The organism is Corynebacterium sp. BD556 (assembly GCF_038452275.1).
Lineage (GTDB): Bacteria > Actinomycetota > Actinomycetes > Mycobacteriales > Mycobacteriaceae > Corynebacterium > Corynebacterium mayonis.
In genome coordinates, this window is record NZ_CP141643.1 from 1,151,133 (window position 1) to 1,174,174 (window position 23,042).

23 protein-coding genes are annotated in these 23,042 nt (G+C 59.7%); 10 read left to right on the forward strand and 13 right to left on the reverse strand.

Annotation, left to right across the window (positions count from 1 at the left end; all coding sequences use genetic code 11):
- Nucleotides 1-12 precede the first annotated feature (12 nt).
- Nucleotides 13-1,308: an acetyl-CoA C-acetyltransferase gene (locus VLL26_RS05405; protein ID WP_342320083.1), complete on the reverse strand. Its 1,296-nt coding sequence runs from the start codon at nucleotides 1,306-1,308 to the stop codon at nucleotides 13-15.
- Between the two features lie 234 nt (nucleotides 1,309-1,542).
- Here VLL26_RS05405 and VLL26_RS05410 point away from each other — a divergent pair, with 234 nt between their 5' ends.
- From VLL26_RS05410 to VLL26_RS05420, 3 genes are all read left to right on the forward strand, one after another.
- The gene (locus VLL26_RS05410; protein ID WP_342320085.1) at nucleotides 1,543-2,877 is read left to right on the forward strand and encodes a 3-oxoacyl-ACP reductase; all 1,335 of its coding nucleotides are present in this window, start codon (nucleotides 1,543-1,545) and stop codon (nucleotides 2,875-2,877) included.
- A gap of 5 nt (nucleotides 2,878-2,882) precedes the next feature.
- Nucleotides 2,883-3,803, forward strand: a complete 921-nt coding sequence (locus VLL26_RS05415) for a MaoC family dehydratase (RefSeq protein WP_342320086.1) — start codon at nucleotides 2,883-2,885, stop codon at nucleotides 3,801-3,803.
- Nucleotides 3,804-3,942: 139 nt separating this feature from the next.
- Nucleotides 3,943-4,728 carry a DUF4191 domain-containing protein gene (locus VLL26_RS05420; protein WP_342320087.1) on the forward strand — a complete coding sequence of 262 codons (786 nt, stop codon included), beginning with the start codon at nucleotides 3,943-3,945 and terminating at the stop codon, nucleotides 4,726-4,728.
- Between the two features lie 90 nt (nucleotides 4,729-4,818).
- On the opposite strand, the gene VLL26_RS05425 is transcribed toward VLL26_RS05420, so the two are convergent.
- A complete protein-coding gene (locus tag VLL26_RS05425) occupies nucleotides 4,819-5,295 on the reverse strand; it encodes an RDD family protein (protein ID WP_342320088.1) in 477 nt (158 codons plus the stop codon).
- A gap of 154 nt (nucleotides 5,296-5,449) precedes the next feature.
- On the opposite strand from VLL26_RS05425, the gene glnA reads away from it, so the two are divergent.
- Nucleotides 5,450-6,886, forward strand: coding sequence for a type I glutamate--ammonia ligase (glnA, locus tag VLL26_RS05430; protein ID WP_342320089.1), 1,437 nt, complete (start codon nucleotides 5,450-5,452; stop codon nucleotides 6,884-6,886).
- 758 nt (nucleotides 6,887-7,644) lie between these two features.
- Here the strand turns inward: glnA and VLL26_RS05435 are convergent.
- From VLL26_RS05435 to VLL26_RS05445, 3 genes are all read right to left on the reverse strand, one after another.
- Entirely contained in the window at nucleotides 7,645-10,233 is a 2,589-nt protein-coding gene (locus VLL26_RS05435) for a DEAD/DEAH box helicase (RefSeq protein WP_342320090.1), read from the reverse strand.
- A 2-nt stretch (nucleotides 10,234-10,235) separates the two neighbouring features.
- Nucleotides 10,236-11,258 carry a DNA methyltransferase gene (locus tag VLL26_RS05440; RefSeq protein WP_342320091.1) on the reverse strand — a complete coding sequence of 341 codons (1,023 nt, stop codon included), beginning with the start codon at nucleotides 11,256-11,258 and terminating at the stop codon, nucleotides 10,236-10,238.
- 145 nt (nucleotides 11,259-11,403) lie between these two features.
- Nucleotides 11,404-12,399, reverse strand: coding sequence for a DNA methyltransferase (locus VLL26_RS05445; protein WP_342320092.1), 996 nt, complete (start codon nucleotides 12,397-12,399; stop codon nucleotides 11,404-11,406).
- 142 nt (nucleotides 12,400-12,541) lie between these two features.
- On the opposite strand from VLL26_RS05445, the gene VLL26_RS05450 reads away from it, so the two are divergent.
- The 4 genes from VLL26_RS05450 to VLL26_RS05465 all read left to right on the forward strand — a co-directional run bounded on the left by VLL26_RS05450 (nucleotide 12,542) and on the right by VLL26_RS05465 (nucleotide 14,859).
- Complete coding sequence (locus VLL26_RS05450; protein WP_342320093.1) at nucleotides 12,542-12,838, forward strand: hypothetical protein; 297 nt, start codon at nucleotides 12,542-12,544, stop codon at nucleotides 12,836-12,838.
- A gap of 13 nt (nucleotides 12,839-12,851) precedes the next feature.
- The gene (locus tag VLL26_RS05455) at nucleotides 12,852-13,394 is read left to right on the forward strand and encodes a hypothetical protein (RefSeq protein ID WP_342320094.1); all 543 of its coding nucleotides are present in this window, start codon (nucleotides 12,852-12,854) and stop codon (nucleotides 13,392-13,394) included.
- Nucleotides 13,395-13,553: 159 nt separating this feature from the next.
- Nucleotides 13,554-14,342 carry a hypothetical protein gene (locus tag VLL26_RS05460; protein WP_342320095.1) on the forward strand — a complete coding sequence of 263 codons (789 nt, stop codon included), beginning with the start codon at nucleotides 13,554-13,556 and terminating at the stop codon, nucleotides 14,340-14,342.
- The gene (locus VLL26_RS05465; RefSeq protein WP_342320096.1) at nucleotides 14,332-14,859 is read left to right on the forward strand and encodes a type II toxin-antitoxin system VapC family toxin; all 528 of its coding nucleotides are present in this window, start codon (nucleotides 14,332-14,334) and stop codon (nucleotides 14,857-14,859) included. Before VLL26_RS05460 ends, VLL26_RS05465 begins: the two co-directional genes overlap by 11 nt.
- Nucleotides 14,860-14,998: 139 nt before the next feature.
- On the opposite strand, the gene VLL26_RS05470 is transcribed toward VLL26_RS05465, so the two are convergent.
- The 4 genes from VLL26_RS05470 to VLL26_RS05485 all read right to left on the reverse strand — a co-directional run bounded on the left by VLL26_RS05470 (nucleotide 14,999) and on the right by VLL26_RS05485 (nucleotide 17,668).
- On the reverse strand, nucleotides 14,999-16,084 hold the full coding sequence (locus tag VLL26_RS05470; protein ID WP_342320097.1) for a DUF1648 domain-containing protein: 1,086 nt from the start codon (nucleotides 16,082-16,084) through the stop codon (nucleotides 14,999-15,001).
- The gene (locus VLL26_RS05475) at nucleotides 16,081-16,458 is read right to left on the reverse strand and encodes a GntR family transcriptional regulator (protein WP_342320098.1); all 378 of its coding nucleotides are present in this window, start codon (nucleotides 16,456-16,458) and stop codon (nucleotides 16,081-16,083) included. The genes VLL26_RS05470 and VLL26_RS05475 overlap by 4 nt, the downstream gene beginning before the upstream one ends.
- Before the next feature lie 96 nt (nucleotides 16,459-16,554).
- Nucleotides 16,555-17,142: a GH25 family lysozyme gene (locus VLL26_RS05480; protein ID WP_342320099.1), complete on the reverse strand. Its 588-nt coding sequence runs from the start codon at nucleotides 17,140-17,142 to the stop codon at nucleotides 16,555-16,557.
- A 1-nt stretch (nucleotide 17,143) separates the two neighbouring features.
- Nucleotides 17,144-17,668: an NUDIX hydrolase gene (locus tag VLL26_RS05485; protein ID WP_342320100.1), complete on the reverse strand. Its 525-nt coding sequence runs from the start codon at nucleotides 17,666-17,668 to the stop codon at nucleotides 17,144-17,146.
- A 124-nt stretch (nucleotides 17,669-17,792) separates the two neighbouring features.
- Here VLL26_RS05485 and VLL26_RS05490 point away from each other — a divergent pair, with 124 nt between their 5' ends.
- Nucleotides 17,793-18,626: a hypothetical protein gene (locus tag VLL26_RS05490; protein ID WP_342320103.1), complete on the forward strand. Its 834-nt coding sequence runs from the start codon at nucleotides 17,793-17,795 to the stop codon at nucleotides 18,624-18,626.
- 10 nt (nucleotides 18,627-18,636) lie between these two features.
- Here the strand turns inward: VLL26_RS05490 and VLL26_RS05495 are convergent, their stop codons facing one another.
- The 3 genes from VLL26_RS05495 to thrC are packed head-to-tail and all read right to left on the reverse strand — an operon-like array spanning nucleotide 18,637 to nucleotide 21,341.
- Entirely contained in the window at nucleotides 18,637-19,710 is a 1,074-nt protein-coding gene (locus tag VLL26_RS05495) for a trypsin-like serine protease (protein WP_342320104.1), read from the reverse strand.
- Complete coding sequence (locus tag VLL26_RS05500; RefSeq protein ID WP_342320106.1) at nucleotides 19,697-19,846, reverse strand: hypothetical protein; 150 nt, start codon at nucleotides 19,844-19,846, stop codon at nucleotides 19,697-19,699. Before VLL26_RS05500 ends, VLL26_RS05495 begins: the two co-directional genes overlap by 14 nt.
- Before the next feature lie 28 nt (nucleotides 19,847-19,874).
- Entirely contained in the window at nucleotides 19,875-21,341 is a 1,467-nt protein-coding gene (gene thrC, locus VLL26_RS05505) for a threonine synthase (RefSeq protein WP_342320107.1), read from the reverse strand.
- Nucleotides 21,342-21,400: 59 nt separating this feature from the next.
- Between thrC and VLL26_RS05510 the strand changes: the two genes are divergently transcribed.
- Nucleotides 21,401-22,735: an MFS transporter gene (locus VLL26_RS05510; protein WP_342320108.1), complete on the forward strand. Its 1,335-nt coding sequence runs from the start codon at nucleotides 21,401-21,403 to the stop codon at nucleotides 22,733-22,735.
- Nucleotides 22,736-22,738: 3 nt separating this feature from the next.
- On the opposite strand, the gene VLL26_RS05515 is transcribed toward VLL26_RS05510, so the two are convergent.
- Entirely contained in the window at nucleotides 22,739-23,020 is a 282-nt protein-coding gene (locus VLL26_RS05515; RefSeq protein WP_342320109.1) for a hypothetical protein, read from the reverse strand.
- Nucleotides 23,021-23,042: the final 22 nt, after the last annotated feature.

Sequence of the window (23,042 nt, forward strand, 5' to 3'; positions counted from 1 at the left end):
GGTGTGTAGCTTCTAGCGCTCGATGATGGCGACAACGCCCTGGCCGCCGGCGGCGCACACGGAGACCAGCGTGCGTCCGCCGCCGTTTTCGGCCAAGGTCTTCGCGGCGGTGGCGAGGATGCGCGCACCGGTGGCGGCGAAGGGGTGCCCGGCGGCGAGCGAGGAGCCCTTAACGTTGAGTTTTGCGCGGTCGATGGAGCCTAGGGCACTATCCAGGCCGAGGCGCTCACGGCAATAAGTCTCGTCCTCCCAGGCGGCCAAGGTCGCCAAAACCTGAGAGGCGAAGGCCTCGTGGATTTCGTAGTAGTCGAAGTCTTGCAGGCTCAGACCGTTGCGCTCCAGCAAACGCGGCACCGCGTAGGTGGGGGCCATGAGCAGGCCATCGCGGCCAGAAACGAAATCGACGGCAGCGATCTCGGAGTCAATGAGGTAGGCCTGCGGTTCAAGACCGTGCTCGCGAGCCCACTTTTCAGAGCTCAACAGAGCGGCTGCGGCGCCGTCGGTAAGCGGCGTGGAGTTGCCTGCGGTCATGGTGGCTTGCGTGCCGTGCTGGATGGCGTCCTGCTTGCCAAAGACAGGCTTGAGCTTCGCCAGAGTCTCCACGTTGGAGTCGGGGCGCAGGTTCGTGTCACGCTGCACGCCGAGGAACGGGGTCATCAGGTCATTGAAGAAGCCTTCGTTGTAAGCCTTGGCCAAGTTTTGGTGCGACGCGGCGGCGAGCTCGTCTTGGGCTTCGCGGGTGATGCCGAACTCGCGGGCGGTGATCGCCGCGTGCTCACCCATAGACAAGCCCGTGCGCGGCTCTCCAGCTTGCGGCTGCTCGGGAGCTAGGTCGCCGGGGCGCAGGCCAGCAAAAAGCTTCACTCGGTCGAGGGGCTTCTTGGCGCTCGCAGCCTTGATCAAAGTGGTGCGCAGACGGTCGTTGACCTGCAGGGGCGCATCTGAGGTGGTGTCGGTGCCGCAGCCGATACCGGACTCAATGCGGCCCAGCGCGATCGCGTCAGCGACCTGGACTGCGGAGGTCAGGCTGGTGCCACAGGCGTGCTGCAGGTCGAAAGCTGGCGTCGTCGGGTCGAGCGGGGAGCTCAAAACAGATTCACGAACGAGGTTGAAATCGCGGGAGTGCTTGAGCACCGCACCGCCGACGACCTGGCCCAGGCGCTCGTCTTGCAAACCGAAGCGGGCGACAAGACCATCGAGTGCTGCGGTGAGCATGTCTTGGTTGGATGCGTCCGCGTATTCCTTGTTGGAGCGGGCAAAGGGGATGCGGTTGCCGCCCAAGATGGCGACCTTACGGGGGTAGTTCACGGTGTTTCCTTTATCTTTCGTCCGGCCGGAGGCTCATTATGCGCCTAGGCTTGTGCTGATGTTCTTCCCACGTTTTCGCAACGTGGCGCGTCCAACAAATAGTATTCCGGGTTACTTCGCCTTTCATACTGTAAGCTACGTCACCAATGATACAAAAGGGTAGTTTTAATTACTACCCCTTTGTATACCCACTATGGTCCCCACGGGACCGACAACACTGAGAACGGAGTAACCGTGGCCCCTACAAACATTCTGGAACAGCTCATCAACTCGCCGGTCGCAGCGAAACTCGGCGTGCCCCAGGGCTACCCCCTTCGCCGCTACACCCCCGGCGAAGCGCTGCTGCACGGACCGGTGGTCACCGGCGGCAACGGACGCCTCAACGACGCCATCCGAACCGCACTCGACGGAGATTACAAACTCCTCAACGCTGCCGCCGACACCCCCCGCACCGGCGTGGTCTTCGACGCCACCGGCCTGACCACCCCGGAACAGCTCGTAGAGTTGCACAGCTTCTTCCACCCGCAGATGCGCAAACTCACCGATAACGCCCGCTTAGTCGTCGTGGGCACCACCCCGGAACTCACCGAGGACGCCGACGCCCGCATCGCCGCCCGCGCCCTCGAAGGCTTCACCCGCTCCCTGGCCAAAGAAATGCGCAAAGGTGGCACAGTTCAACTGGTCTACGTTGATCCCAGCGTCGATGGCGAGACCTTTGCCCCGGTTGAATCCACGCTGCGCTTTTTGCTGTCCGGCAAGTCTGCCTACGTCGACGGCCAGGTCATTCGTGTCACCGAAACCGGTGCGCAGCACCCGCAGAGCTGGGACCAGCCCCTCGCTGGCCGCCTCGCCGTAGTCACCGGCGCAGCCCGCGGCATCGGTGCCGTCATCGCCGAAACACTGCACCGCGACGGCGCGAAAGTGATCTGCGTAGACATCCCGCAATCCGGCGAAGGTTTGACCGCCACCGCCAACAAAGTCAAGGGCACCTCCCTTCCCCTGGATGTGACCGACCCGGAGGCAGCCGAGAAAATCGCCGAACACGCCGAGCAGCGCTACGGCCGCAAAGTTGACGTGGTCGTTCACAACGCCGGCGTCACCCGCGACAAACTTTTGGCCAACATGGATCAGGACCGCTGGCTGATGGTGCAAAACATCAACCTGGTCGCCCCCGTGCGGATCACCGAGCGCCTCATTGAACTTGACGCTTTGGGCGAAAACCCGGCCGTCATCGGCGTGTCCTCCACCTCCGGTATCGCCGGCAACCGCGGCCAGACCAACTACGGCGCAACCAAGGCTGGCATTATCGGGTTTGTCGATTCGCTCGCAGAAAAACTAGCGGAGCTCGGCGGCAACGTCAACGCTGTTGCCCCTGGCTTCATCGAAACCGAGATGACCGCCGCGATGCCGACCGGCCCGCGTGAGGTAGGCCGTCGCATCAACTCCCTGCAGCAGGGCGGCCAGCCTGTCGACGTCGCCGAAGCCGTCGCCTTCTTCGCCTCCACCGCGTCCCGCGCCGTCAACGGCAACACCGTGCGCGTGTGCGGCCAGTCCATTTTGGGAGCATAAAAGACATGTCGAACACCGAAACCCTCAACTCCATCCCCGACCTGAAAAAGGTCATGCGCCGCATCGTCGCGGGGGCGGTCCCGGCCGTGGGCACCAAGCATGTCGCCGACGCAGATCCCAGCACCCACCTTGAGGTCCACGGGGTCAGCATCGAGCGCGCCCACCTGGCTACCTACACGCGCGCCACCGGACTGCGGCTGGGCAACGAGGTTCCCATCACCTACCTCTATGTCCTGTCTTTCCCGCTGACGATGGAGCTGATGAGCCGCTCGGACTTCCCCTTTGCCCCAGTCGGCGCCGTCCACGTGGCCAACGAAATCACACAACTTCGCCCGGTGGGCGTCGACGAGAACTTCACGGTGCGCACCCACGCCGAGAACCTGCGCCCGCACCGCAAGGGCTTGCTTATCGACATCATCACCACCGTCACCCCCGACAACGAAACCGAGCCGGTCTGGTCGCAGACCTCCACCTTCCTCGGCCAAGGCGCACGCTTTGCCTCATCCGCCCCGGTGGCTTTGACCACCCGCGGACGCGACGATGCCCGCCCACTCGACTTTCCCGACGTCCCCGATCATGCGGCCATCGCCCAATGGCGTTTTAGCCGCAACAATGTTCGGGCATACGTGGAGGCCTCGGGCGATTCCAACCCGATCCACACCTCTAACCTGGGTGCGAAAGCTTTCGGCTTCCCGGCGGTAATCGCCCACGGCATGCTCTCAGCCGCCGCGGCGCTGCGCCTGGTCGACGGACGCTGGGCCGGACCACTTCGCTACACCGTCGAGTTCCACAAACCCATTGTGATCCCCGCCCGCGTAGCAGCCTGGGCCGAACCGGACGACAACGGTTTTAGCCTGCAGCTACGCCAAGCCTCCAAACCGGAGAAACTCCACCTCAATGCGCGACTGGACCGGATCGACACCTAACGCTTGAACTTCACATAGGCGTCGCTTTGCTGGCAAATAGCTGGCAAGGCGACGCCTTTGGGTTTTGGCGCACGAACTTACCTATTGACACCCTGGTGCGCTTTCTCGCAACGCATGCACGTGCAATAGAGTGTCAACTATGGCTAATTCGAAGGACAAAGCGGCGAGCAAAGCCCTGAAGAAGCAGCAGCGCGAGGCGAAGCGCGCGCAGCGCAAGAGCACCATGAGCCAAGTCTGGCAAGCGTTCAACCTGCAGCGCAAGCGTGACCCGAAGCTCATTCCGATCATGTTGATCAGCGTCATCGGTATGGCACTGCTGTTCTTCCTCATCGGCATGCTCTGGAACGGCCAGTGGTTTATGCTGGTCATCGGCCTGATGCTGGGTATCGTCCTGGCGATGTGGCTGTTTACCCGCCGTCTTGAGGCTTCCATGTTCGAGGAGGTGGGAAACCAACCCGGCGCGGCTGCATGGTCTCTCGAAAACCTGCGCAGCACAATGGGCATCGCTTGGGTGACCAAGACCTCTGTGGCAGCAACCCCACAAATGGATGTTGTGCACCGCACGGTGGGCAACCCTGGTGTCATCCTCGTCGGCGAAGGCAACCCAACCCGGTTGAAGAAGATGATGGATAGCCAGGCACGGCGCGTCGACCGCCTGCTGGCTGGCGTGCCAATTCACCAAATCATCATCGGTGAAGGCGAAGGGCAAACCCAGGTGCGCGATCTGCAAAAGAAGTTGCTGAAGCTGCCCAAGGAGTACAAGAAAAACGAGGTGTACTCTTTAGCGGCGAAGCTCGACGCGATGGATAACCGCAACGCGAACCGACCGGAGGGACTTCCCGGCGGGCCGCTGCCGCGCCAAGCGCAATCCATGGCGGGAATGAACCGCAGGATGCGCCGCATGCAGGAGCGCAAGGGCAAATAACAGGCTTTAATCCTCATCCTTCGGCCCCCAAAAGACTCAGCGCAACGAAACGCCGCCACATGGCGGCGTCTCGTTTTTTGCGTGCGCTTTTTACACGCGGATGACCGTTGTGCCAGTTGCACGGTCGTGCATGCCGCGACCGTTGAAATCCACGAGGGCGGCCGGGAGGATGAACATGGTAAAGATCGTGCGAAGCGCAGCGCGCCACAGGCCGACGCGCTGCCCCGGCTTGTCCAGTCTTGCCACGCCCATGCCGAAAAGGACCATGCCCGGGGTGCGCGCGAACAACCAGCCGCTCATAATGCCCAAAATAACCCACAGAATCAGCGTCAAGGTGGCGACGTCTCCGGCTGCTGAAGTGAACATGTTGACGAAACCGGCGATGATCCAACACATCATCCAGTCGACCACTACTGCCCCCATACGCCGCGCCACACTCGCTTGAGAGCCTGGACCTTCCTTGGGCATGCCGAAGTTTTCGCCCGGGTAGTCGACCGCGCTATCGCGCGGGTCGAATTGGCCGGGAAGCTCCGGGCCACTGCGCCAGCTACGTTCGCTACTTGCCATGCTGCATACCCTACTGAATGGGGGTTGGACTGCGGAAAACCCGTCCGCAATAGCTATTTGTGGCGCGGAACTTAGATCCGTTACTTTTTGCGCCGAGGTGATGCCACCGGCTGTAGAATAGGACCGTTCAATTGCCTACCTAGGGAGTTTCACAGTGGCCTTCGACAATATCGACGAAGTCAAAAAGTTCATCCAGGACGAGGAAGTCGAAATGGTTGACGTTCGCTTCACCGACGTACCTGGAACAGAGCACCACTTTTCCATCCCGGCATCCAGGTTCGATGATGAGGTAATGGAAGAAGGCCTTGCCTTCGACGGATCCTCAATCCGCGGCTTCACCACTATTGAGGAGTCGGACATGATTCTCATGCCCGATCTGGCGACCGCGAAGATTGACCAGTTCCGCGACGCAAAGACCTTAAACTTGAAGTTCTTCGTCAACGACCCGTTTACCCACGAAGCCTTCTCCCGCGATCCGCGCAATGTTGCACGTAAGGCCGAGGAATACCTTGCTTCCACCGGCATCGCAGACACCTGCTTCTTTGGCGCCGAAGCTGAATTCTATCTTTTCGACTCCATCCGCTACCAGGCCGATGACCACAAAGCCTTTTATGAACTTGAAGCTGAGGAGGGGTGGTGGAACCGAGGCGCCGAAACCGAGCTTGACGGCGGCCCCAACCTCGGTTACAAAAACCGCGTCAAGCGCGGCTACTTCCCGGTCCCGCCTTACGACAAAACCGTCGACGTTCGCGATGCAATGGTGCTCAACTTGGCTAAGGCTGGCTTCGACGTCGAGCGTTTCCACCGTGAGGTTGGCAATGGTGGCCAGCAGGAAATTAACTACAAGTTCAATACGTTGCTGCACGCCGCGGATGATTTGCAGGACTTCAAGTACATCGTGAAAAACACCGCCACCCAGTTCGGCAAGTCCGCCACCTTCATGCCGAAGCCGCTGGCCGGAGACAACGGCTCTGGCATGCACGCGCACCAGTCGCTGTGGAAAGACGGCGAGCCATTGTTCTACGACGAGTCCGGCTACGGCGGGTTGTCGGACATTGCCCGCTATTACATTGGCGGCATCCTTGAGCACGCTGGCGCGGTCCTCGCTTTCACCAACCCGACGCTCAACTCTTACCACCGCTTGGTGCCGGGCTTCGAGGCTCCCATCAACTTGGTGTACTCGCAGCGCAACCGTTCCGCGGCAATCCGCATCCCGATTACCGGCTCGAACCCGAAGGCCAAACGCATCGAGTTCCGTGCCCCGGACCCGTCGGGCAACCCCTACTTGGGCTTCGCCGCGATGATGTTGGCAGGCATCGACGGCATCAAAAACCGCATCGAGCCGCACGCCCCGGTGGACAAGGACCTCTACGAGCTTCCCCCGGAGGAGGCTAAGGAGATTCCGCAGGCGCCGACCTCGCTCGAAGCCGCGCTGGTCGCTTTGGAAAACGATCACGACTTCCTCACTGAAGGCGACGTGTTCACCGAAGACCTCATTGAGTCATACATTCGTTTGAAGTACGACTCCGAGATCACCCCGTCGCGCTTGCGCCCGACCCCGCTTGAGTTCGAGCTCTACTACGACTGCTAGCCCCAGTGGGGATTTCAGAAAACTCCCGTGCGTTGTTTGGACAACCCCGAAATCTTCTCTTAGCAGCAATTTAGCCCCCTGATTCAGGGTGCAAAGAACCCCCGCCACTGGTAAAAATCAGCCAGTCGCGGGGGTCATTTTTGTTTTGGGCGCGGTTAATCAGCCACAGTCAGCCACTCATCCACTTTCACGGTCGCCAAAGCGTCCGCAGGGTACGCCAAAGCGCCCACACGCCCGCCACGGTGCCTGTGACGGTCTCAAAGGGTTCACCCCCGCAACAACCCCCGCCCTGCAACCACATCAGGCACAATAACAAACGACCACACTGGGCTACTTTTCAAAGAGCGCCAGTGGGCTACATTTCGAAGAGCGCGCACACGAGCATTTCTCCGAAATAACCGGTGCCGAACAGCGGTAGTCGGAGGGTCGTGGGAACTTGAAAAAGGTCCTGTCATTTTCCGAGGTGACGACTTCCGCGGGGAGGAATACGGTCTTGTTGTGAAACCCTTCAAATCTCTCGCAGTGAGAACTCGGCTTCTGCAACCAGGCCAACCCACGTTCGTAACCGTGAAGCGACTGCCGTTCAGACTCGGCAAACTACCCGAGGAGAAACTGCGGCAATGGGAGGAATCAGACTTTGATCCCTGCGTTTTCATTGGCAGGGAGAATCAGTTACCTAAAGGGTGGACAATCCAAACGATTTTCTTACGTGCTTGAGCACAATTCGGTGTTCAAAAAACTTTCAGTGACAGCACCCTCTACTTGTAGGCGTATCCAAGTTTCTCGTATACAGCTTCTGCACTCGCCGCCTCGACCACCGCCGCGCGAACCGCTTCGGACTTCAAGTCGAGCACCCGAAGCGACTTGGCATCCGCACCGGAGACCGACTCGATACGCACGAAACGGTCTCCGTACTGCTCTGCATAGCGTGCGAGTCCACGTAACTTCCCGAGCGCGTCGCCGAGGTAGGCGCCGTGCGGGTCAACGATGGACGCTCGCATGGCGCCTTCGCTGTCGCGGAGAAAGAAGATGAAGTCCGGCTGCACAGAACGCCAGCGACCGGTGGCCTCGTCGTAGTAAACCGCAGAAAGCGCGTCTCGGCCTGGACGCGAAGGGTTGCGGTACCAAGAAACAGCACCATGTCGCGCCATTTCGGTCTCGACGACCTTTATCTCCCAGTCATTCAGGTTCGCCGGCGCCGAGCCGTTTTCCGCGACGAGTGCCCAGTTGTCGTAGCGAGGATACGGGTCAAGCTCCTTCTTCTCCGAGTTCCACACGCCCGGGGACTCCATGCGGTTCTTAGGCTTTTCCAAAAACACGGCGCTTGGCGCTTCGGCCATTTCTCGCAGAACCGTGTACTTAGCCTGCCGGCTGTCCGGCAGCGCGGAGATGTCAGCCCGGTGTTGGTCAAGCCAGGCCTTCGCTGTTTGATCGGCCTCACGCCACAGAGAATCCTTTGCACCCTCAACCTTCGCCAGAGCGCCCAGCGTCAGGTGCGCTTCGATAATGAGGTCTTCGTCGGCTTCACCGTTGTCTAACCCTGCAACGAGGTAGTCGTTGACCCACAGGTTGGCGAGTGCCCGACTGAACACGGGAGTCGCCAACTCAAACGATTCGGTGATAACCCGGTCGTCGGCGACAAGTTCAATAGAGTCTTCGCCTTTCAGCCCCCGGTCCGAGTACCGATACGTCAGTCGCTGCGTTTCAACTTTCAGAATGTCTTTCTTCTTGGTCTCAACTTCGTCGGCGTAGCGCACGAGCAGCGCATTGACTATCGAAACGAGCTCCTTCTTGGCCCTCGCTTCGCCGTCCGGCATGAGCCCGTCGACTTCCAGCTCAATGCCGGCGTTGATAAGGCGTGAAATCGGCTTGCCCGAACGTTTCGGGGCAACCTCGGTCGGAAGAGCAGTGAAAGCTGCCCACAGCGCGTCGTTGTCGATAGGAAGAAGCGTTTCCGGTTTCACCACGGGGTTGATGAAAGGCGGCGGGTCAATCTCGCCTGGCCTGTTGATGCTCATTACGACCCGTTCAGCGGCCGCACGGTTGAACCTCGGCAACAGGCACAGCACGGAGTTGAGAAGGTCGTCGCCTGGGATTCGACGTGCTAGTGGCGAGCGCACCATGCGGCCAATGATCTGGGTGATGAAGTCCTCGTCATTGGCTGGGCGGTAAGACACCATGACCTCGGCACGCGGACAGTCCCAGCCGGTGGAGATAGCCGTCTTGGCGAACAAGACACGAATCCACTCGCGGTCTTCGACGTGCTGCGGCTCGATATACGGAATCACCGTGTCGCCGGCCTGGATCGGAGCATGTTCACCGAAAACATGGGCAAAGCAATCGTGCGGCAGCTCTGGCCAACCCTCACGTAAAGCCGAGATGACTCGGTACATGTTCTCCGGGGTCGCTAAGTCCTGCATCTGCACAACCATCAGAGGTACGACTCGCTTGTCATCTCCGCCCTGCTCGATATGGTACTCACTCCAGCGCCGGGTAGATTCCGCAAGCAGACGGGCCGCCTGGCGGACGAAGATGTTCTCGAACGCCTCACCCTCCTCACCGGGAATCTGGAGCTCGACAATATCTTTGAGCAGCCCCGACTCTTGCACCTCGTCGGTCGGGACGTCCACGTCCTCTAACACCATGCGAGCACCAGGCATGTCGTTGAGCATTTTCTTGAACTTGCCCGGTGTGGCAGAGATACCCACAACCACTGGCATCGGGGGCACCGTCGCAGTAGCACCATCCGGGGTGTGACCGGCAATGAGCCGCTGGAGGATCGTCTCGCGGTCAGACTGCTTGCCTGAGCCTCGGTGAGCCTCGTCCACAACGAAGTACACGTTGTGGTCGGGCGACTCAAGAGTGTTACGAAGCGTGTCCCAGATTGTCACCTGCGTCAAATCGGGTGCATTGTCGAACAGCTCGAAGTTCGAACCGTTTTTCTTTCGCCCACCCGTCAGCACTGTGCCCTTGGACAGCTTCTGGGTATTGAGAAAGTAGATTTTCCCTGCCTCAAACTCGTTCTTGATGAACGAGTTGTCGATTTCGACAGTACGACCGTGCAAGGTACTCGACGCGCCCTCGATACGGTAGCGCGACTGACGGTTCAGGTCCGGGTTGTCCGAGAACCAAATAATGACAGCCTTCTCGTCAGGTACCCGGTCATCTGACGGCAGAAGGAGCTTCTCGAACACGTCGGTGGCGATCACGGTCTTACCGGCACCTGTCGGTGCGGAAAGCGCGAACGCGGCCTGCTTGCCAATCGAACGAACTTGGTTGGCATCATCTAGGCGTTCAAGGATCTCGCGCGAAGCAGTCTCTTGGTAGGGCTTGAGCGTGTACTTCATGGCTAGATCGCTCCTCCGGACTGGGTAAAGGCAAAATTGGTGAGGTAAGTGTTGTAGAGCTGCACGCACTTAACATCGAAGCCGTCAAGGCGGCTCACTGTTGACTGGAATGCCAAGTCATCGTCGGTGACGATGTACGCAGTCGTAATGCTTCCCGTCTCGCGGATCGCGTCAGCGAACGATTCGACCGCCGCCAAGTTTTTGATGACTCCGTGTGACTCGGCCACGTCCCAGCCTCGGTCAGGAATGGACTCGATAACCCGACCGAACTGGCCGGCTTTCATCCACAACAATGGCGCGATCTGCTTGTAGGCCAGGCCGTGGCGTACCCGCGTCGGCGGCTCGTAGGTGAGCGTGAAGAAGCGAGCGTTCGCCTCGAAGCCGTCGGCCATGGGGAACTCGTCGGTGAACTTGTAGTCGCCCTTGATGGGGTCGCCGTCTGGGGTCTTGCCCGTGATAGCCGCCTCAATTCGGGGCTTGGTCACGTAGTCGCAAATGCCAAGGCGTTCCCACTCCGGGTCGCCAGGGCGGTAACCCTCTTTGGTGAGTTTCTTCGCTTCTTCGAAGCTCACCTCGTTGTTGGTTACGGAGATAGAGCGACGCTTACCACCGTCCTGCTTGTTCAGGCGCATGACAGCATGCGCCGTAGTTCCCGAACCAGAGAAGAAGTCGAGGACCGTAGCGTTGGGTTTGTCTTTGGTCACCAGCCGAAGAGAGTCTTCTACGGCATAGAGTGACTTAGGAAATGGGAATTTTCGGTCGGTAAGCATCTGGTTCAGCAAGTTGGTCCCATGCCATCCTGCGTGATGGCGTTGACGATTCCAGATTGTCTTCGCGGGGTACTGGTTGATTGTCGGGTCGGTGACCTCGACTACCACTGCACCTTGTCTATCCCTGCCGGTCACCGTGTACTCGCCAGAATCAATCTTGTTTCGAGCAACTCTTCCCAAATACCAGGCAGTGCATCTTCCGGTTTCAGGGATAGTCTTTCCTGCTCGCGCCATTCCGTTGTCGACGAGATTCATTAGAGTACTGGGAAGACACTGCCAACGGCCCTCGGCACCATTCTTCTTGATCGGCCAAATGGCGTGCGTTCCTACTGGTATCTTCCACTCTGAGCGGGGACTGTCGACTTCTTTGGACTCACCACACCCGACGATTCTTCCCGATTCATTGTCGATATATGGGATAGAAAAGATTGGGTGTGTCAGTCCTCAAACTATCCGTGCCGCTACGAAGTAGAGATTCCCAGCGAACCTTGTCCACTTTGGTGGAGGGGGCCTCGTTGAGCAGGTCGTCTTTTACAAGGGCTGGTTTCGCAGAACCCAAAAACACGAAAAATGCGTATTCTTCAACGCGACCAAGCTCTTGCGCGCGGGTGCTGCCAGCATTCTGAATGACGATGGAAACCATCTGAGTCTTCGCGTCAGAGAACGTTTGCTGCAACAGCAACCCCAACCGGTGTACCTCCTTTTCGTCAATCGTGACAATGAGCACCGAATCCTCTGGGTTGAGAAGATCTTTAGCGAGCTCCAGGCGCTTCTCCATCATCGACAGCCACTTGGAGTGTTTGTACTGGTCATCGCCATCAACGTAGTCGTTGTTGTACTTCCAATCCTTGTCGCGAGTGTTGTACGGCGGGTCGATGTAAATGCAATCCACCTTGTGACGGTGCGTGTACGTCAGAAGGTTCAGGGCGTGCAAGTTCTCGGCGTTGATGACGGTGTGGAACGGCGCCTCTGGGTCAGATGAGTTCACGACCTCGCCGGTCTGTACAAGTCCGGGGTAGATGATGTCGTCGTGCTGGGCGACAACGACAAGGTCATCGACTTTCATTCCGTCTCGCAGCTCCGGTTCGATGCCCTGTCCGGGTTCCGCCTCGATGACCGTTGCGGTGGCTCCACCCTCGGCCTTGCGGTCAATCGTCACAACCTTCCACAGCGTTGGGTCTGTGGACGCCACTGTGCCACGGGGAGGAAGAATATGGACTGTGTCACCGCGGCGGACAGGCCGCGTTGGCAACTCAACGCCGTCCGGCAAATGCCGCTCAAAAACAAGGCCGAAAGAGCGCTGGTTAGTGGCGTGGCGAATCTCGCGCTCCAGCTCCTGAGCCATGCGGGGGTCATAGGCACGGGCCTGGGCAAGCAGGTCAGTCAGTCTCGACATGGTCATCCTCTCTAGTGCTGTTTCAAGAGTAACCAACGGGTCCGACAAACCCCGACAAAAATGGGACAAGGCGGTCGAGTCTGTTCGAAACCCGAACCCCCGCCATGGCGCGGTCGCCTGTTCGACGACACACTGACATTCCATGACCACCACCCCACCACAGCCAGCAGACAATTCCTGGGCAGCTCAAGGCGCACCGAACACCTTCTACGCTTTGCACACAACCAACGACATCGACGCGTACCCCTTTACGGGCACCCGTCTCGAAGTACGTGACAAGGACTTCAACCTTCTCGCCGTCCACTGGAGAACTCAAGCAGCGCTCGGCCACGTTGGGGAGCTCATGGCTACCGGAACGAAAGCCACTGCGTACCTCCTAACGTGGGAGCGAATCGAGTCGGAAGACGACCCGCGGCTGAAAGCTGTTGCGGAAAGCTAGGGGCGACTTCGGAATGGGCTCGAATATTCCAGTCGAACGGACCCGAGCTGAAAAAGACCCTGTGCTGCTCCACCTCGACTTGCACCTTGACCGGGCCAGCCTGGCGCAGCTCCAAGTCTTCATTAGCCGAAACCAGGAAACAGTGCGTCTCCTAGGTCCCGATGGTGAGCACCTCTCGATTGATGTCGAGGCCGCTCACGCATTCCGCAAAACCTTGCTGCATTGTACTGATCGCCCAACAGGCCTGTTGTGCTTGGAGGCCGAAGCAGCATTTGGTGGCCTGTCGCTCTGGGAGCGGTGCGCATTGATCGCCGAGGACCATTTCGAGCAGCACGTCTTGGAGCGTGAGGGACAGTACCCTCACGAGGACGGGTGTCGGGAGCCAGCAGAAACCTGTTTCCAAGAGAAGGCCTACGAGGTTTGGAACGAGTGCGGGTCGGAGTTTTATGGGCGGACTACCGACCTCGGCCGAGCCAAACGCAAGGTGGACTCACTGCGAGGTGCGGGCATTCCGGCTGTGGTCAATTTGTGTGAGAGAACGTTGTTATTCGGTTAGTTTGAATCCCCGGAAGCTTAGTTCCATATGAGTGTTAATTTTCCCTTTTCGCTGGCTAAAGCGTTTTCCAGGTCGCGTGTTCGATCCGAAGGCGCTGCCAAGTCGTTCAAGCGAATAGACTCATGCAGTACAAGGCCGAAAAGCATGTAGGAGGTGACCATGGAAAACCGTACCCCAGATCAAGAATCGCTCCACGTTGTTGAGCTCAAGCTCAATGGCGATCTTGGTGGCATCGACGCGAAAACTGTCGCGGAGGGGCTCGAACTGCTCAGAAAGCTCGTGGGCAGCTTCAACCCTGACGGCGGTCCAGTCAAAATGGCATCCCTTCGGACCGGTAGCTCTGTGACAGGCGTAGCAGCTCCGCCAGCAGCGGAGCAAGCGATCATCCACGCCGTTGACCTAGTTCGAGCGAAGCAAGTGTTGCCACCTAACTGGTCATCGAGACAAGCAACACTGCTTCGGGACTTGGCAAAGCTCTCACATCGGAATGGGGTTGATTCGGCCGAGATTTTAGGGCTGACCACCGAGCGGTCATTGCAACTCGACTCGGTTCTTCTGAAATCCATTCAGGAAGCCATGAAGAAGACTCCCATTTCAATCGGGTCCGTCGTTGGCAAGCTCCACAGTTACAAGGACGGTTCCAATGGGCTTAGTGCTACGCTACGAGACGAGCTCACTAACAAAGATGTTCGGGTGACTTTCGATGAAGACCTTGATGAGGCGATTCGGATGAACCTCCGGCGAATCGTTGAGGTCTCGGGTCTATTGAAGCGGCACCCTGAATCCAACGCTCCGGAACAAGTCGATGCCAAGAGCGTCGAAACAGTCCCGTCGCCAACTGCTGTTTCCGGCCGAGGTATCTGGAATCGGCTGAGGGACGAGGGTGTGACCACACAGGCCATTATGCGTGAACTCCGCGCCCAGGAAGCGAGCGCCTATGGCTCGTAGAGAACAGCCGGTTCGCGTCGCTATCGACTCAAATCTCTTCATCAGCTTGTTTCTGGGAGAAGACGAAAATCTCAACGACCGAACCGAAGCCGTACTCCGGCACGAAGGATTCGAGGTGGTTCTATCCACGTTGGTGGGAGTCGAAGGGGTCGGCGCTTACGGGATGCGAGGTGGTGCAACCGCCGGCCCTATCGACAACGCGGAGGTCCAGTCCGCGCGGCTTTTCTTTGACAACGCGGACGTACTGTGGATGGAAGTGAACCGAAAGGTCATGCTCCGCGCTCGAGACTACTGCACCCACTTTCTCATCAAACCACCGGATGCCGCTATTCTCGCCTGTGCGGTCGAGTCCGGTTGCGAGCACCTGTTCACAACTGACGACGGTCTCATCAAACACTCCGACTCGATTCCCGAGATAGAAATTGGCCCTCCACCGGAGCTTTCGTTCTTTCCAGGCGAGGAGAAGGGATTCGTACTCCCAGACAAACCGGGCGGAGACGCTACATTTCCTGAGTAGTATCAGCGCGAATTGAGACGTGCGGGAAAACAGGTGGGTGTTTCATGGGAGAGGGCATCGAGACAGACCGAGTCACTCTTGGTCAAAGAGTTGTCCGAAAGTGCCCCAGTGCTTGCTTGCTTTTCGACGCCCCGCCGCACTAGAGCACGAAGGGCAGTGCGAGGGACACCATCAGTGTGAGTATGGTCAGCGCCGCGGCGAGTTTGCCTTGCCAGGTGGCGAAGTTGAAGCTGATTCCTGCCCCTGTCCGCTTGTCCACCACCACGGCGGGGTCCTGCGGGTTGTAGTAAAACATGCCCCACACGTAATCGCTGTCGTTGTCGGGGCTTTCGTCTTCGCTGGCGGCCGCACCTGCGCGGGTTTGCGCCGCCTGGGTACGAACCACGAGCACAGCGCATGAACCGAGGACCGAGACGATGAAGGCTGCGAGGATGCCTCCGCGGTGGCTCCCGAAGTCTCCGAGGATGGAACTCAGTTGGAGCATGGACAGCCCCAAGGCCAACACGATGGTCACCGCCCCGAGCCCGGTGAGCGATTCAGCGAGCACGGCGCGGGTGTTGTGCTTGCCCGCCGCGGTGCGATCCGATCGCGTGTGGATGGGGGCACGGGCGATGAGCCAGGACAATCCGGCCATGAAAAGCGTGTGTCCCAGTGCCATAAAGAGCAAGAAGTACACGTTTCCTACTGTTTTTTCGCTCCATGCGTCGGGTTCAAGGTTGGCTCCGAAGTGGGTGGGGAAAACCTCCGGTATGTCAGCCCAGCGCGATGTGATGTAGAGCGCAACGCCGGCGAGAATTGCCAGGCTCGTTACGTAGGCGGGCCACGGTACGCGAAGGGGTGGTTCATCCTCACCGGAGATGCGTCCGGTGATGGAGGTGGTGACGCCGTCGAACCAACCACCTTGCTGCTTGGCCCGGGCGATGCGGTGGTGTCCGCGGACATAGGCCACACCTGCGAGAAGCAGTAGCATTAGCGGAGCACCGGCGAGTACCACGAGGCTGTACGGCTTCAGCACCGCCGCCAGCGTGAGCAGCACCGTCCCGGCGCTGACGGCCAGTTGGTAGGAGCGCACCGCCGCCTTGACCTCTGGGTCGGTGGCGCGGTTGCGCGGGACACGGGCCCCGAGGATGACTCCCGCCGGTGCGGTCAGCGGCAGGCTAAGAAGGGCCACTGCCACACTGAGTACGGAGATGACGGCGATCAGGGGGATGAAAAAGTCGTTCATTTCTGGGGTTCCTTGTTGTAGAGATGGCGCAGATGATCGTCGATAAGCGTGCGTAGCGTGGTTTCATCGGCTCCTTGGGCTACGGCGAGAGCGAGCATCGGTCCTAGTGCCGACAGGTCGGGCGTTGCGCGGCGCGGCGCCGCGACGCGACTGCCTAAGCGTTGCGCGCTTTCGATCAGCCCCTCGGTGCGCAGCAGGTCGTAGGCTTTTTGTACGGTGGCGGGGTTGATGCCGAACTCCGCGGCCACGCGGCGTACTGGGTCGAGTGTGTCGCCGGGTTTTAGCTCGTCTTTCGCGATGGCGAGGACGATGGCGTCGTGGATTTGTTGGAATACCGGCGTTGTTCCATCGGGGTTGATGGTGATGGTGACCATAGGGCGCCTCCTTCGCTGTATCACTGAGGCTAACACAGTTTGTATTACTCAGAGCAATACAGACGGGAAAATGCACCCGCTGCTGCCGCTGAAGGCTCAATCGCGTCGCGCATTGGCATCCACACTAAAACCAGCTACCTGTACTTTCGAGGAAAACTGCCACATCGAGGGCACCTGCTTGCCCACACTTTGCGGCCACCCACCCGGAAAAATCTCCCGCGGCGCCCCAGGCGGGTCGCTACCAAAATCGGCCAACCACAGCTTGCCAAAGGGCCGGGTATCCGCCCCCCACATGTGCCAACGCCACCACCGCGGGTAGGTGTAGATCCCCTTAACGCAGACACCGCGCGAGGTAAACAAGGCGTGGGCGAGGTGGACGTCGGAAAGCGAAAGCCCTGCCGGAGTCTCGCAATCCAGCCACAAGGCAACATCCGCAAGACCCAAAACTTCGCAAGCAGCCTCAACCTGCTGCGCAATCGAGGTACCCTCCGCGGGGCTGCGCAAAAAGTGATAAGCCTCAACCTGAAGGTTGGCTAAGTGGGCATCAGCAAGATGCGAAGCAAAAACGCGGTCCCGGTACGTGCCATCCGAGGTGCGGATGACCACAAACTCAACACCCTCATCAGCCGCCCGCACCAAGGACAAACCATCCTGATGCTCAGAGACGTCGATACCGAAACGCACGCTAGCGTTTGTTCAGACCCAAACGCGGGACGAAAGTCTGCGGGTGGCGGCGCTGAGCGGCGGCGTCTGCAATAGCCAAGCGCCACTTCGGGTCCTGCACCGGCATCCGAGAAATTGCAAACCAGGCTGCCTCAGTATTTTCGTCGTCGGCAGCCACGGGCACCGCCAACGGGTCAACCGCCTCAAGACGCAACTGCACCGACATGTAGCACGCCTTATCACCATTGGAATGGGTAACGGGACCGACCGCCCCCACACCCAGCAGCGCGACAGTGGTGGCCTCAACGCCCGTTTCCTCCGCAACCTCCCGCTGCGCCGCCTCGTGCGCTTCCTCACCCGGATCACAAATCCCAGTCACGGGAGTCCACATCCCATTGTCGGCGCGTTTGACCAAAAGAACTTCGGGTACAGCCCAATCGGAGGGCTCCTGGGCATCACGAAGCACAATGGCCGAAACCGCCGGCACCCACATCAAATCGGTGCCGATCTTCTTACGCGTCTCAACAATGAACTCGGGAATGGGCACCAGCAGCTCTCCTTTCAGGGCAGGACTTCAAAGGCTCGGCGCCTAGTCTACGTCGGCCCCACAACAATGCGGGCCAGGGCGCAACACCACCCCCACCCCAGAGGCGACTAAACTTCCTTTCATCATGAGCACGGCCTGGACTTCCCCACCCGGCGCGGACAACACCCGCGCCGACGATACGAACAACAAGCCCGCGGAGGCGAAGAAGCCCTTCCTCCAACGGTTGCCCAACGCTGTGTTCACAACCGGCTACGGCGCCCTGCTCGTCGGCGCCATCGTACTGGGAGTTGTCGTGACCAGCTACGAAACCGATGCCGTAGCACCACGCGCCGCAGTAGAGCGACCGCTGCGGCCCATCCTTTACGCACAGACCAGCCAAGACAACGTCAACGCCAGCCTGCGCACCTACCTCATCGACAAAGCTGAAACTGCACGCACCCACACCGGTGTGGCACTGCGCGGGGAACTCACACCATCGGCTGTGGCAGATACCACGGAAGTCTCCGGACACCTCTCCCGCCTCATGGAGCAGAACTGCCTAGACAGCATCACCCTGACCACACCCGACAACATGCAGATCAATTTCTGGGGTTTTTGCTACCACACCCTGCCACCGGAGACGATCCAGGGCTACCTCGATACCGCACTGACCGGAAACGCCCGCCAACTAGCCTTCCACTTCCACCCTGGCCGCATCCGCGAGCACCACATGTGGATGACGTGGATGAGCGAGGACGAACAGGCCGCCAAAGACGCGGTAGAAAGCTGGCAGAACCTGAAAATTCTCGCAGGCATCGACCTTTTAGTGCTCGGCTCCTACGGCCCCGACAACGTCTACTGGGAAGACCGCACCAAATTTAAGAAAGAGAAAAAGACCTGGCCCGCGGGCGAGAACTTCAAACAAAAATACGGGGTGGGCACCCCGGCGCTGCCAGCGCCGGAACCGAAACCCGAATAGCGCTGGGCGGCTACCAGCTCTGCGCAACCCACTTCGCGTCCGGCACCACCCGGTCAATGATTTCAAAGACCTGATCCACATTGGAATACGACATCAGCTTCGGGTTTGCCATGCCCTCGTAGCACTCCTCGCCCTCACGGCCAGCTTCAGTTCCGGAGACAACGCCGATGATCGTGGCGCGGCCGGAAACATCACGAAAAACCGGCCCACCGGAATCGCCCTTAGCCGCGCACACCGCCGCGATGTCACCGCGGGTCTCCCGCCCGCTTTCCTCGTTGGTGGTGATGATCTGCACCCTGTTAGATTCCTCGAAGGTTCCGCAAGTGTAGCCGGTGGTGCCGCCCGTTTTGCACACATAATCCCCGACGGCGCTGGCCTCAACGGCAATGCCGGTAGCGATCGGGGCACCCACCAACGCCATCAAACGGTCCGGGTCGGTGATCTCGATGATGCCGATGTCCGTATCGCCAGCGTCTTCGCTGTAGAGACCGGAGTAAATGAAACGACCCGCTTCGCGGGCGTAATCGGCGGCCGTGGAAGCGTTCGTGGGCCACACCAGCTCGCCTTCGCGCCCACAGTGGCCCGCGGTGACCGCAAAATTGCGGCCTTCTGCGTTGGAGAAGCTAAAGGCCACCGTGCACGACTGTGCGGTGAAAGACTCCCCCGGCTGCGGGTAGTGGTCAGTCGTTTGTATCAACGTCCCAGGCGCCCACAACGCAAACTCGGGCACGCGCACCGGGATGCCGCTCGGCGCTTCCTGCGCAGGGTCGGCAGGCGCAGGAGACTCACCAGCCGGGGTCTGCACCTTTTCCCGGGCAAGCCTGTCCTCGACAGTCCCACTCGGTATCTGTGAGGTGGTGATACCTGCCCACACGATCGCGGCGATGCTGAACACAGCGATGACCAAGATGGCGCTCCATGTGGTCTCGCCGACGCCACGGCGGCCCTGCTGCGGGCTGACCACCGCGTGGCGTGGGCCCGGAAAGGAGGAATCGGCGTGGGTTCCTTGCGGGTAGTAATAAGCCCAAGAGTCGCGGTCGAACTCTCGCCCTGCGTTGTGATCCTCGCGGTTAGTTGGGCTCACCTGCGAAATCCTGGCCTTGTTCGGCGGCGTCCTCGCCGCCGGCATCCTGCGCCGCCTGAATTTTAATGTCGCGGAGGAACTTCTCCGGGTCGAACTCCGTGAAGTAATCCGGGCCTGCGAATTGCTCCTGTGCCATCGAGGTTGAGCTCCTTCCTGATCGGGACTTAGTTGACGTCCGGGGTAGCGTCGGTGGCGTCGATAGTTGCGGCAATGAAGTCTGCCACGGCACCGGCATCATTGGGAAGGTCAGTAACGTAGCGACCCGCCTCCATGATGCTGGCAAAACGCTGCGGCACCTCCGGGTTGCGGCCTAAGGCTTCCCGGATCGTTTCAGCGAACTTCACCGGCAGAGCCGTCTCCAACACCACGATCGGGGTATCGACCTTACCTGCCACGCTGCGGGCAACATGCACACCGTCAGCGGTATGCGGGTCGATGACCACACCGAATTCGCGCTCAACGGCGGCGATCGTGGCCACGCGGTCGGCGTGGACGGAGGTGCCGGAGAGGAAACCGAACTCCTCATGGATGCGCTCCAAGGTGCCGGGCGCGGCTTCTTCTGCAAGATCAAAGCCCCCCTCTTTGACCTTCACGCCGAAAAGTTCGGCAGTGGTGGCAGCGTCGCGGCCCAGCGCATCGAAAATGAAACGCTCAAAGTTCGAAGCCTTAGAAATATCCATAGACGGCGAGGACGTCGCGTGAGTCTCCTGCGCAGAACGCGGCCGGTAGTTGCCGGTGGTGAAAAACTCGTGAAGCACATCGTTTTCGTTCGTGGCCACAATGAGCTTGTCAATCGGTAAGCCCATTTGCTTGACAACATGCCCCGCACAAATATCGCCGAAGTTTCCAGTCGGCACGGCAAAGGAGATCTTTTCCTCATTGGATTCGGTAATCCGCAGGTACGTCGAAATGTAGTAGACCGTTTGCGCCAAAAGACGCGCCCAGTTGATGGAATTGACCGCGCCGATGCGGTACTTCGCTTTGAAGGCCGCGTTGCCGTTGACCTCTTTGACCACGTCTTGGCAGTCGTCGAAAACGCCGTCGAGAGCAATGTTAAAAATGTTCGGCTCGTCCAGCCCGAACATCTGCGCCTGCTGGAAAGGGGTCATGCGCCCGGCTGGGGTGAGCATGAACACCCGGATGTTGTCGCGCCCTCGCATCGCGTACTCAGCGGAGGAACCGGTGTCTCCGGAAGTCGCCCCCAAAATGTTGATCTGCTCGCCGCGACGCGCCAACTCGTACTCGAAAAGCTCGCCCAACAACTGCATCGCCATATCTTTGAAGGCGGCGGTGGGTCCCTCCGACAGGTGCGCCAAGTAAAGCCCGTCATCGAGCCGACTCACCGGCACGATCTGCTCAGTTGAAAACACTGGGGTGCGGTAGGCGCGCGCGGTGATCTTTTCAATCTCGGCGGCGGGGATGTCGTCGACAAAGATTTTCACTACCTCAGCCGCCAAGGCAGCGTAGCCTTTAGCAGCAAGCAGAACCCGCCATTCGTCGAGAAGCTCCGGCGTGATACGCGGATAGACAGCGGGAAGGAAAAGGCCACCGTCGGGCGCTAACCCACCCAAAAGAATGTCCGTGAACTTGGCCGTAGTCGAAGTCGTATCTCGGGTCGAAATGTAATCCACATTCATGCACTTTACGGGTTATCACGCGGGTCCGGAACCAGTGGGATAGCTTAGTCTGCATGAACACCACCGATCCCCGCAAAGACCTGACAAGCAAAGCGGTCGCCGTGTGGGCGGGAGCGGTGATTGTCTACATAGCCGCGATTTTGGGGCGCACCTCTTTCGGAGTTGCCGGAGTGGAGGCAATCGAGCGCTTCGGCGTTGACGCTGCCCGCATCGCCGTTTTTACCTCCGTCCAGGTGGGCGTGTACGCACTAGCCCAAATCCCAGTGGGTGTGATGATCGACCGTTACGGACCGCGCTTCATGATTGTCAGCGGCGCCGTCGTCATGGCCACAGGCCAAATCATCCTCGGACTGACGCAGTCCTACCCCGTCGCGATCGCGGCCCGCGTGCTCATCGGCGCCGGTGACGCCACCGCTTTTTTATCCGCCCTGCGGCTTTTGCCTTTTTGGTTCCCTCTGCGCCTCACACCACTGTTTACGCAATTGACGGCTTCTTTGGGTCAACTCGGCCAACTTCTGTCGGCCATTCCTTTCCTGTGGCTTCTGCACGCCCACGGTTGGACCGTCGCGTTTAGCTCCCTCGGAGCCACCGTCGTCCTGGTGGCCCTCCTTTCCAGCATCGCCGTGGCGGATTCTCCCGAAGCCGCGCGGCTTAGCAAAGCTGAGCGCGCCGCCCACAAGGCGGAAAAGCGCGCCCAAAGAATCCCGATCAGCACCGTGTTAAAAACGGTGCTTCGCTCCCCTTTATGCTGGGAAGCTTTCTTCATCCACGGCTTTTCCATGTTCTTCATGCTCAACTTCACCCTGCTGTGGGGTGTGCCGCTTCTTACCCTGGGCATGGGTGTGGCACCCAGCCAAGCCGGCGCTGCGCTGACGGTCTACACTGTCTCCACCATGGCCTCGGCCCCCTTGCTTGGGCCCCTATCGGCGCGCATGGGCGCCAACCGCGACCTGGCGGCGCTGACCATGGCCAGTATCCACACGGCGGTGTGGGTGTGGTTTTTCACCAGCTCCACTCCGCGCAGCTTCGCCGTGGTGCTCGTCTTAATGGTTTTGATGGGGTTGTGTACCCCCGTGTCGAACTTCGGCTTCGACACCGTCCGCGAGAAGATGCCGCGCACCATGGTCGCCACAGGCACCGGTTTGGGCAATATGGGCGGTTTCGTCTCCGCGATGCTGTCTTTGCAGCTCGTCGGCATTTTGCTTGACCACTCTGCGGCTGGGGCCAATTACCAATGGGAGCACTTCCGCTTCGCGTGGACGGCTGTTTTTGCCACCTGGGTAGCCCTGGTCATCGGGATGGTTATGTGCCGCATCCTGATTGTGCGGCAACGCTGCCGCGGCCTCTCCGGCGGGGTGAGTATCGTCGACTCCTCGCCTGAGAAGTAGCGCCTAGCGGCGCGGAGGTTCCTGCCGGCCAGTCAAAATATCGATGACGCTGCGCACCGCCGCGTCCCCCAGCGGCGGCAACTGGCTAGGGGCCGTCTCCGCCAAGCGGCGCGGGCGCGAGTTCGAGCTGGCAGCCCCGTTGGGTTCTACTTCCACGTGCAAGGTGGTTTCTTCCAACTGAACGCGGGCATGCTTGTCGACGCCAGCAACTTCCGCCGCTTCCACGAGGGCGACCAGGTCTGCAAAGGTCGCATGGGCAAGATCTACAGTCAGGTTGATAGCCATAACACCAACCATACGTTTTCTG

What these genes read in the sequence shown, in the direction of transcription:
- VLL26_RS05470 (WP_342320097.1), bottom strand. Translation starts at nt 16,084, where the DNA reads ATGAACGACTTTTTCATCCCCCTGATCGCCGTCATCTCCGTACTCAGT.
- VLL26_RS05490 (WP_342320103.1), top strand. Translation starts at nt 17,793, where the DNA reads ATGAGCACGGCCTGGACTTCCCCACCCGGCGCGGACAACACCCGCGCC.
- VLL26_RS05440 (WP_342320091.1), bottom strand. Translation starts at nt 11,258, where the DNA reads ATGAATCTCGTCGACAACGGAATGGCGCGAGCAGGAAAGACTATCCCT.
- VLL26_RS05435 (WP_342320090.1), bottom strand. Translation starts at nt 10,233, where the DNA reads ATGAAGTACACGCTCAAGCCCTACCAAGAGACTGCTTCGCGCGAGATC.
- VLL26_RS05500 (WP_342320106.1), bottom strand. Translation starts at nt 19,846, where the DNA reads ATGGCACAGGAGCAATTCGCAGGCCCGGATTACTTCACGGAGTTCGAC.
- VLL26_RS05475 (WP_342320098.1), bottom strand. Translation starts at nt 16,458, where the DNA reads ATGGTCACCATCACCATCAACCCCGATGGAACAACGCCGGTATTCCAA.
- VLL26_RS05425 (WP_342320088.1), bottom strand. Translation starts at nt 5,295, where the DNA reads ATGGCAAGTAGCGAACGTAGCTGGCGCAGTGGCCCGGAGCTTCCCGGC.
- VLL26_RS05455 (WP_342320094.1), top strand. Translation starts at nt 12,852, where the DNA reads ATGGGCTCGAATATTCCAGTCGAACGGACCCGAGCTGAAAAAGACCCT.
- VLL26_RS05515 (WP_342320109.1), bottom strand. Translation starts at nt 23,020, where the DNA reads ATGGCTATCAACCTGACTGTAGATCTTGCCCATGCGACCTTTGCAGAC.
- VLL26_RS05415 (WP_342320086.1), top strand. Translation starts at nt 2,883, where the DNA reads ATGTCGAACACCGAAACCCTCAACTCCATCCCCGACCTGAAAAAGGTC.
- VLL26_RS05460 (WP_342320095.1), top strand. Translation starts at nt 13,554, where the DNA reads ATGGAAAACCGTACCCCAGATCAAGAATCGCTCCACGTTGTTGAGCTC.
- VLL26_RS05450 (WP_342320093.1), top strand. Translation starts at nt 12,542, where the DNA reads ATGACCACCACCCCACCACAGCCAGCAGACAATTCCTGGGCAGCTCAA.
- VLL26_RS05510 (WP_342320108.1), top strand. Translation starts at nt 21,401, where the DNA reads ATGAACACCACCGATCCCCGCAAAGACCTGACAAGCAAAGCGGTCGCC.
- VLL26_RS05420 (WP_342320087.1), top strand. Translation starts at nt 3,943, where the DNA reads ATGGCTAATTCGAAGGACAAAGCGGCGAGCAAAGCCCTGAAGAAGCAG.
- VLL26_RS05445 (WP_342320092.1), bottom strand. Translation starts at nt 12,399, where the DNA reads ATGTCGAGACTGACTGACCTGCTTGCCCAGGCCCGTGCCTATGACCCC.
- VLL26_RS05465 (WP_342320096.1), top strand. Translation starts at nt 14,332, where the DNA reads ATGGCTCGTAGAGAACAGCCGGTTCGCGTCGCTATCGACTCAAATCTC.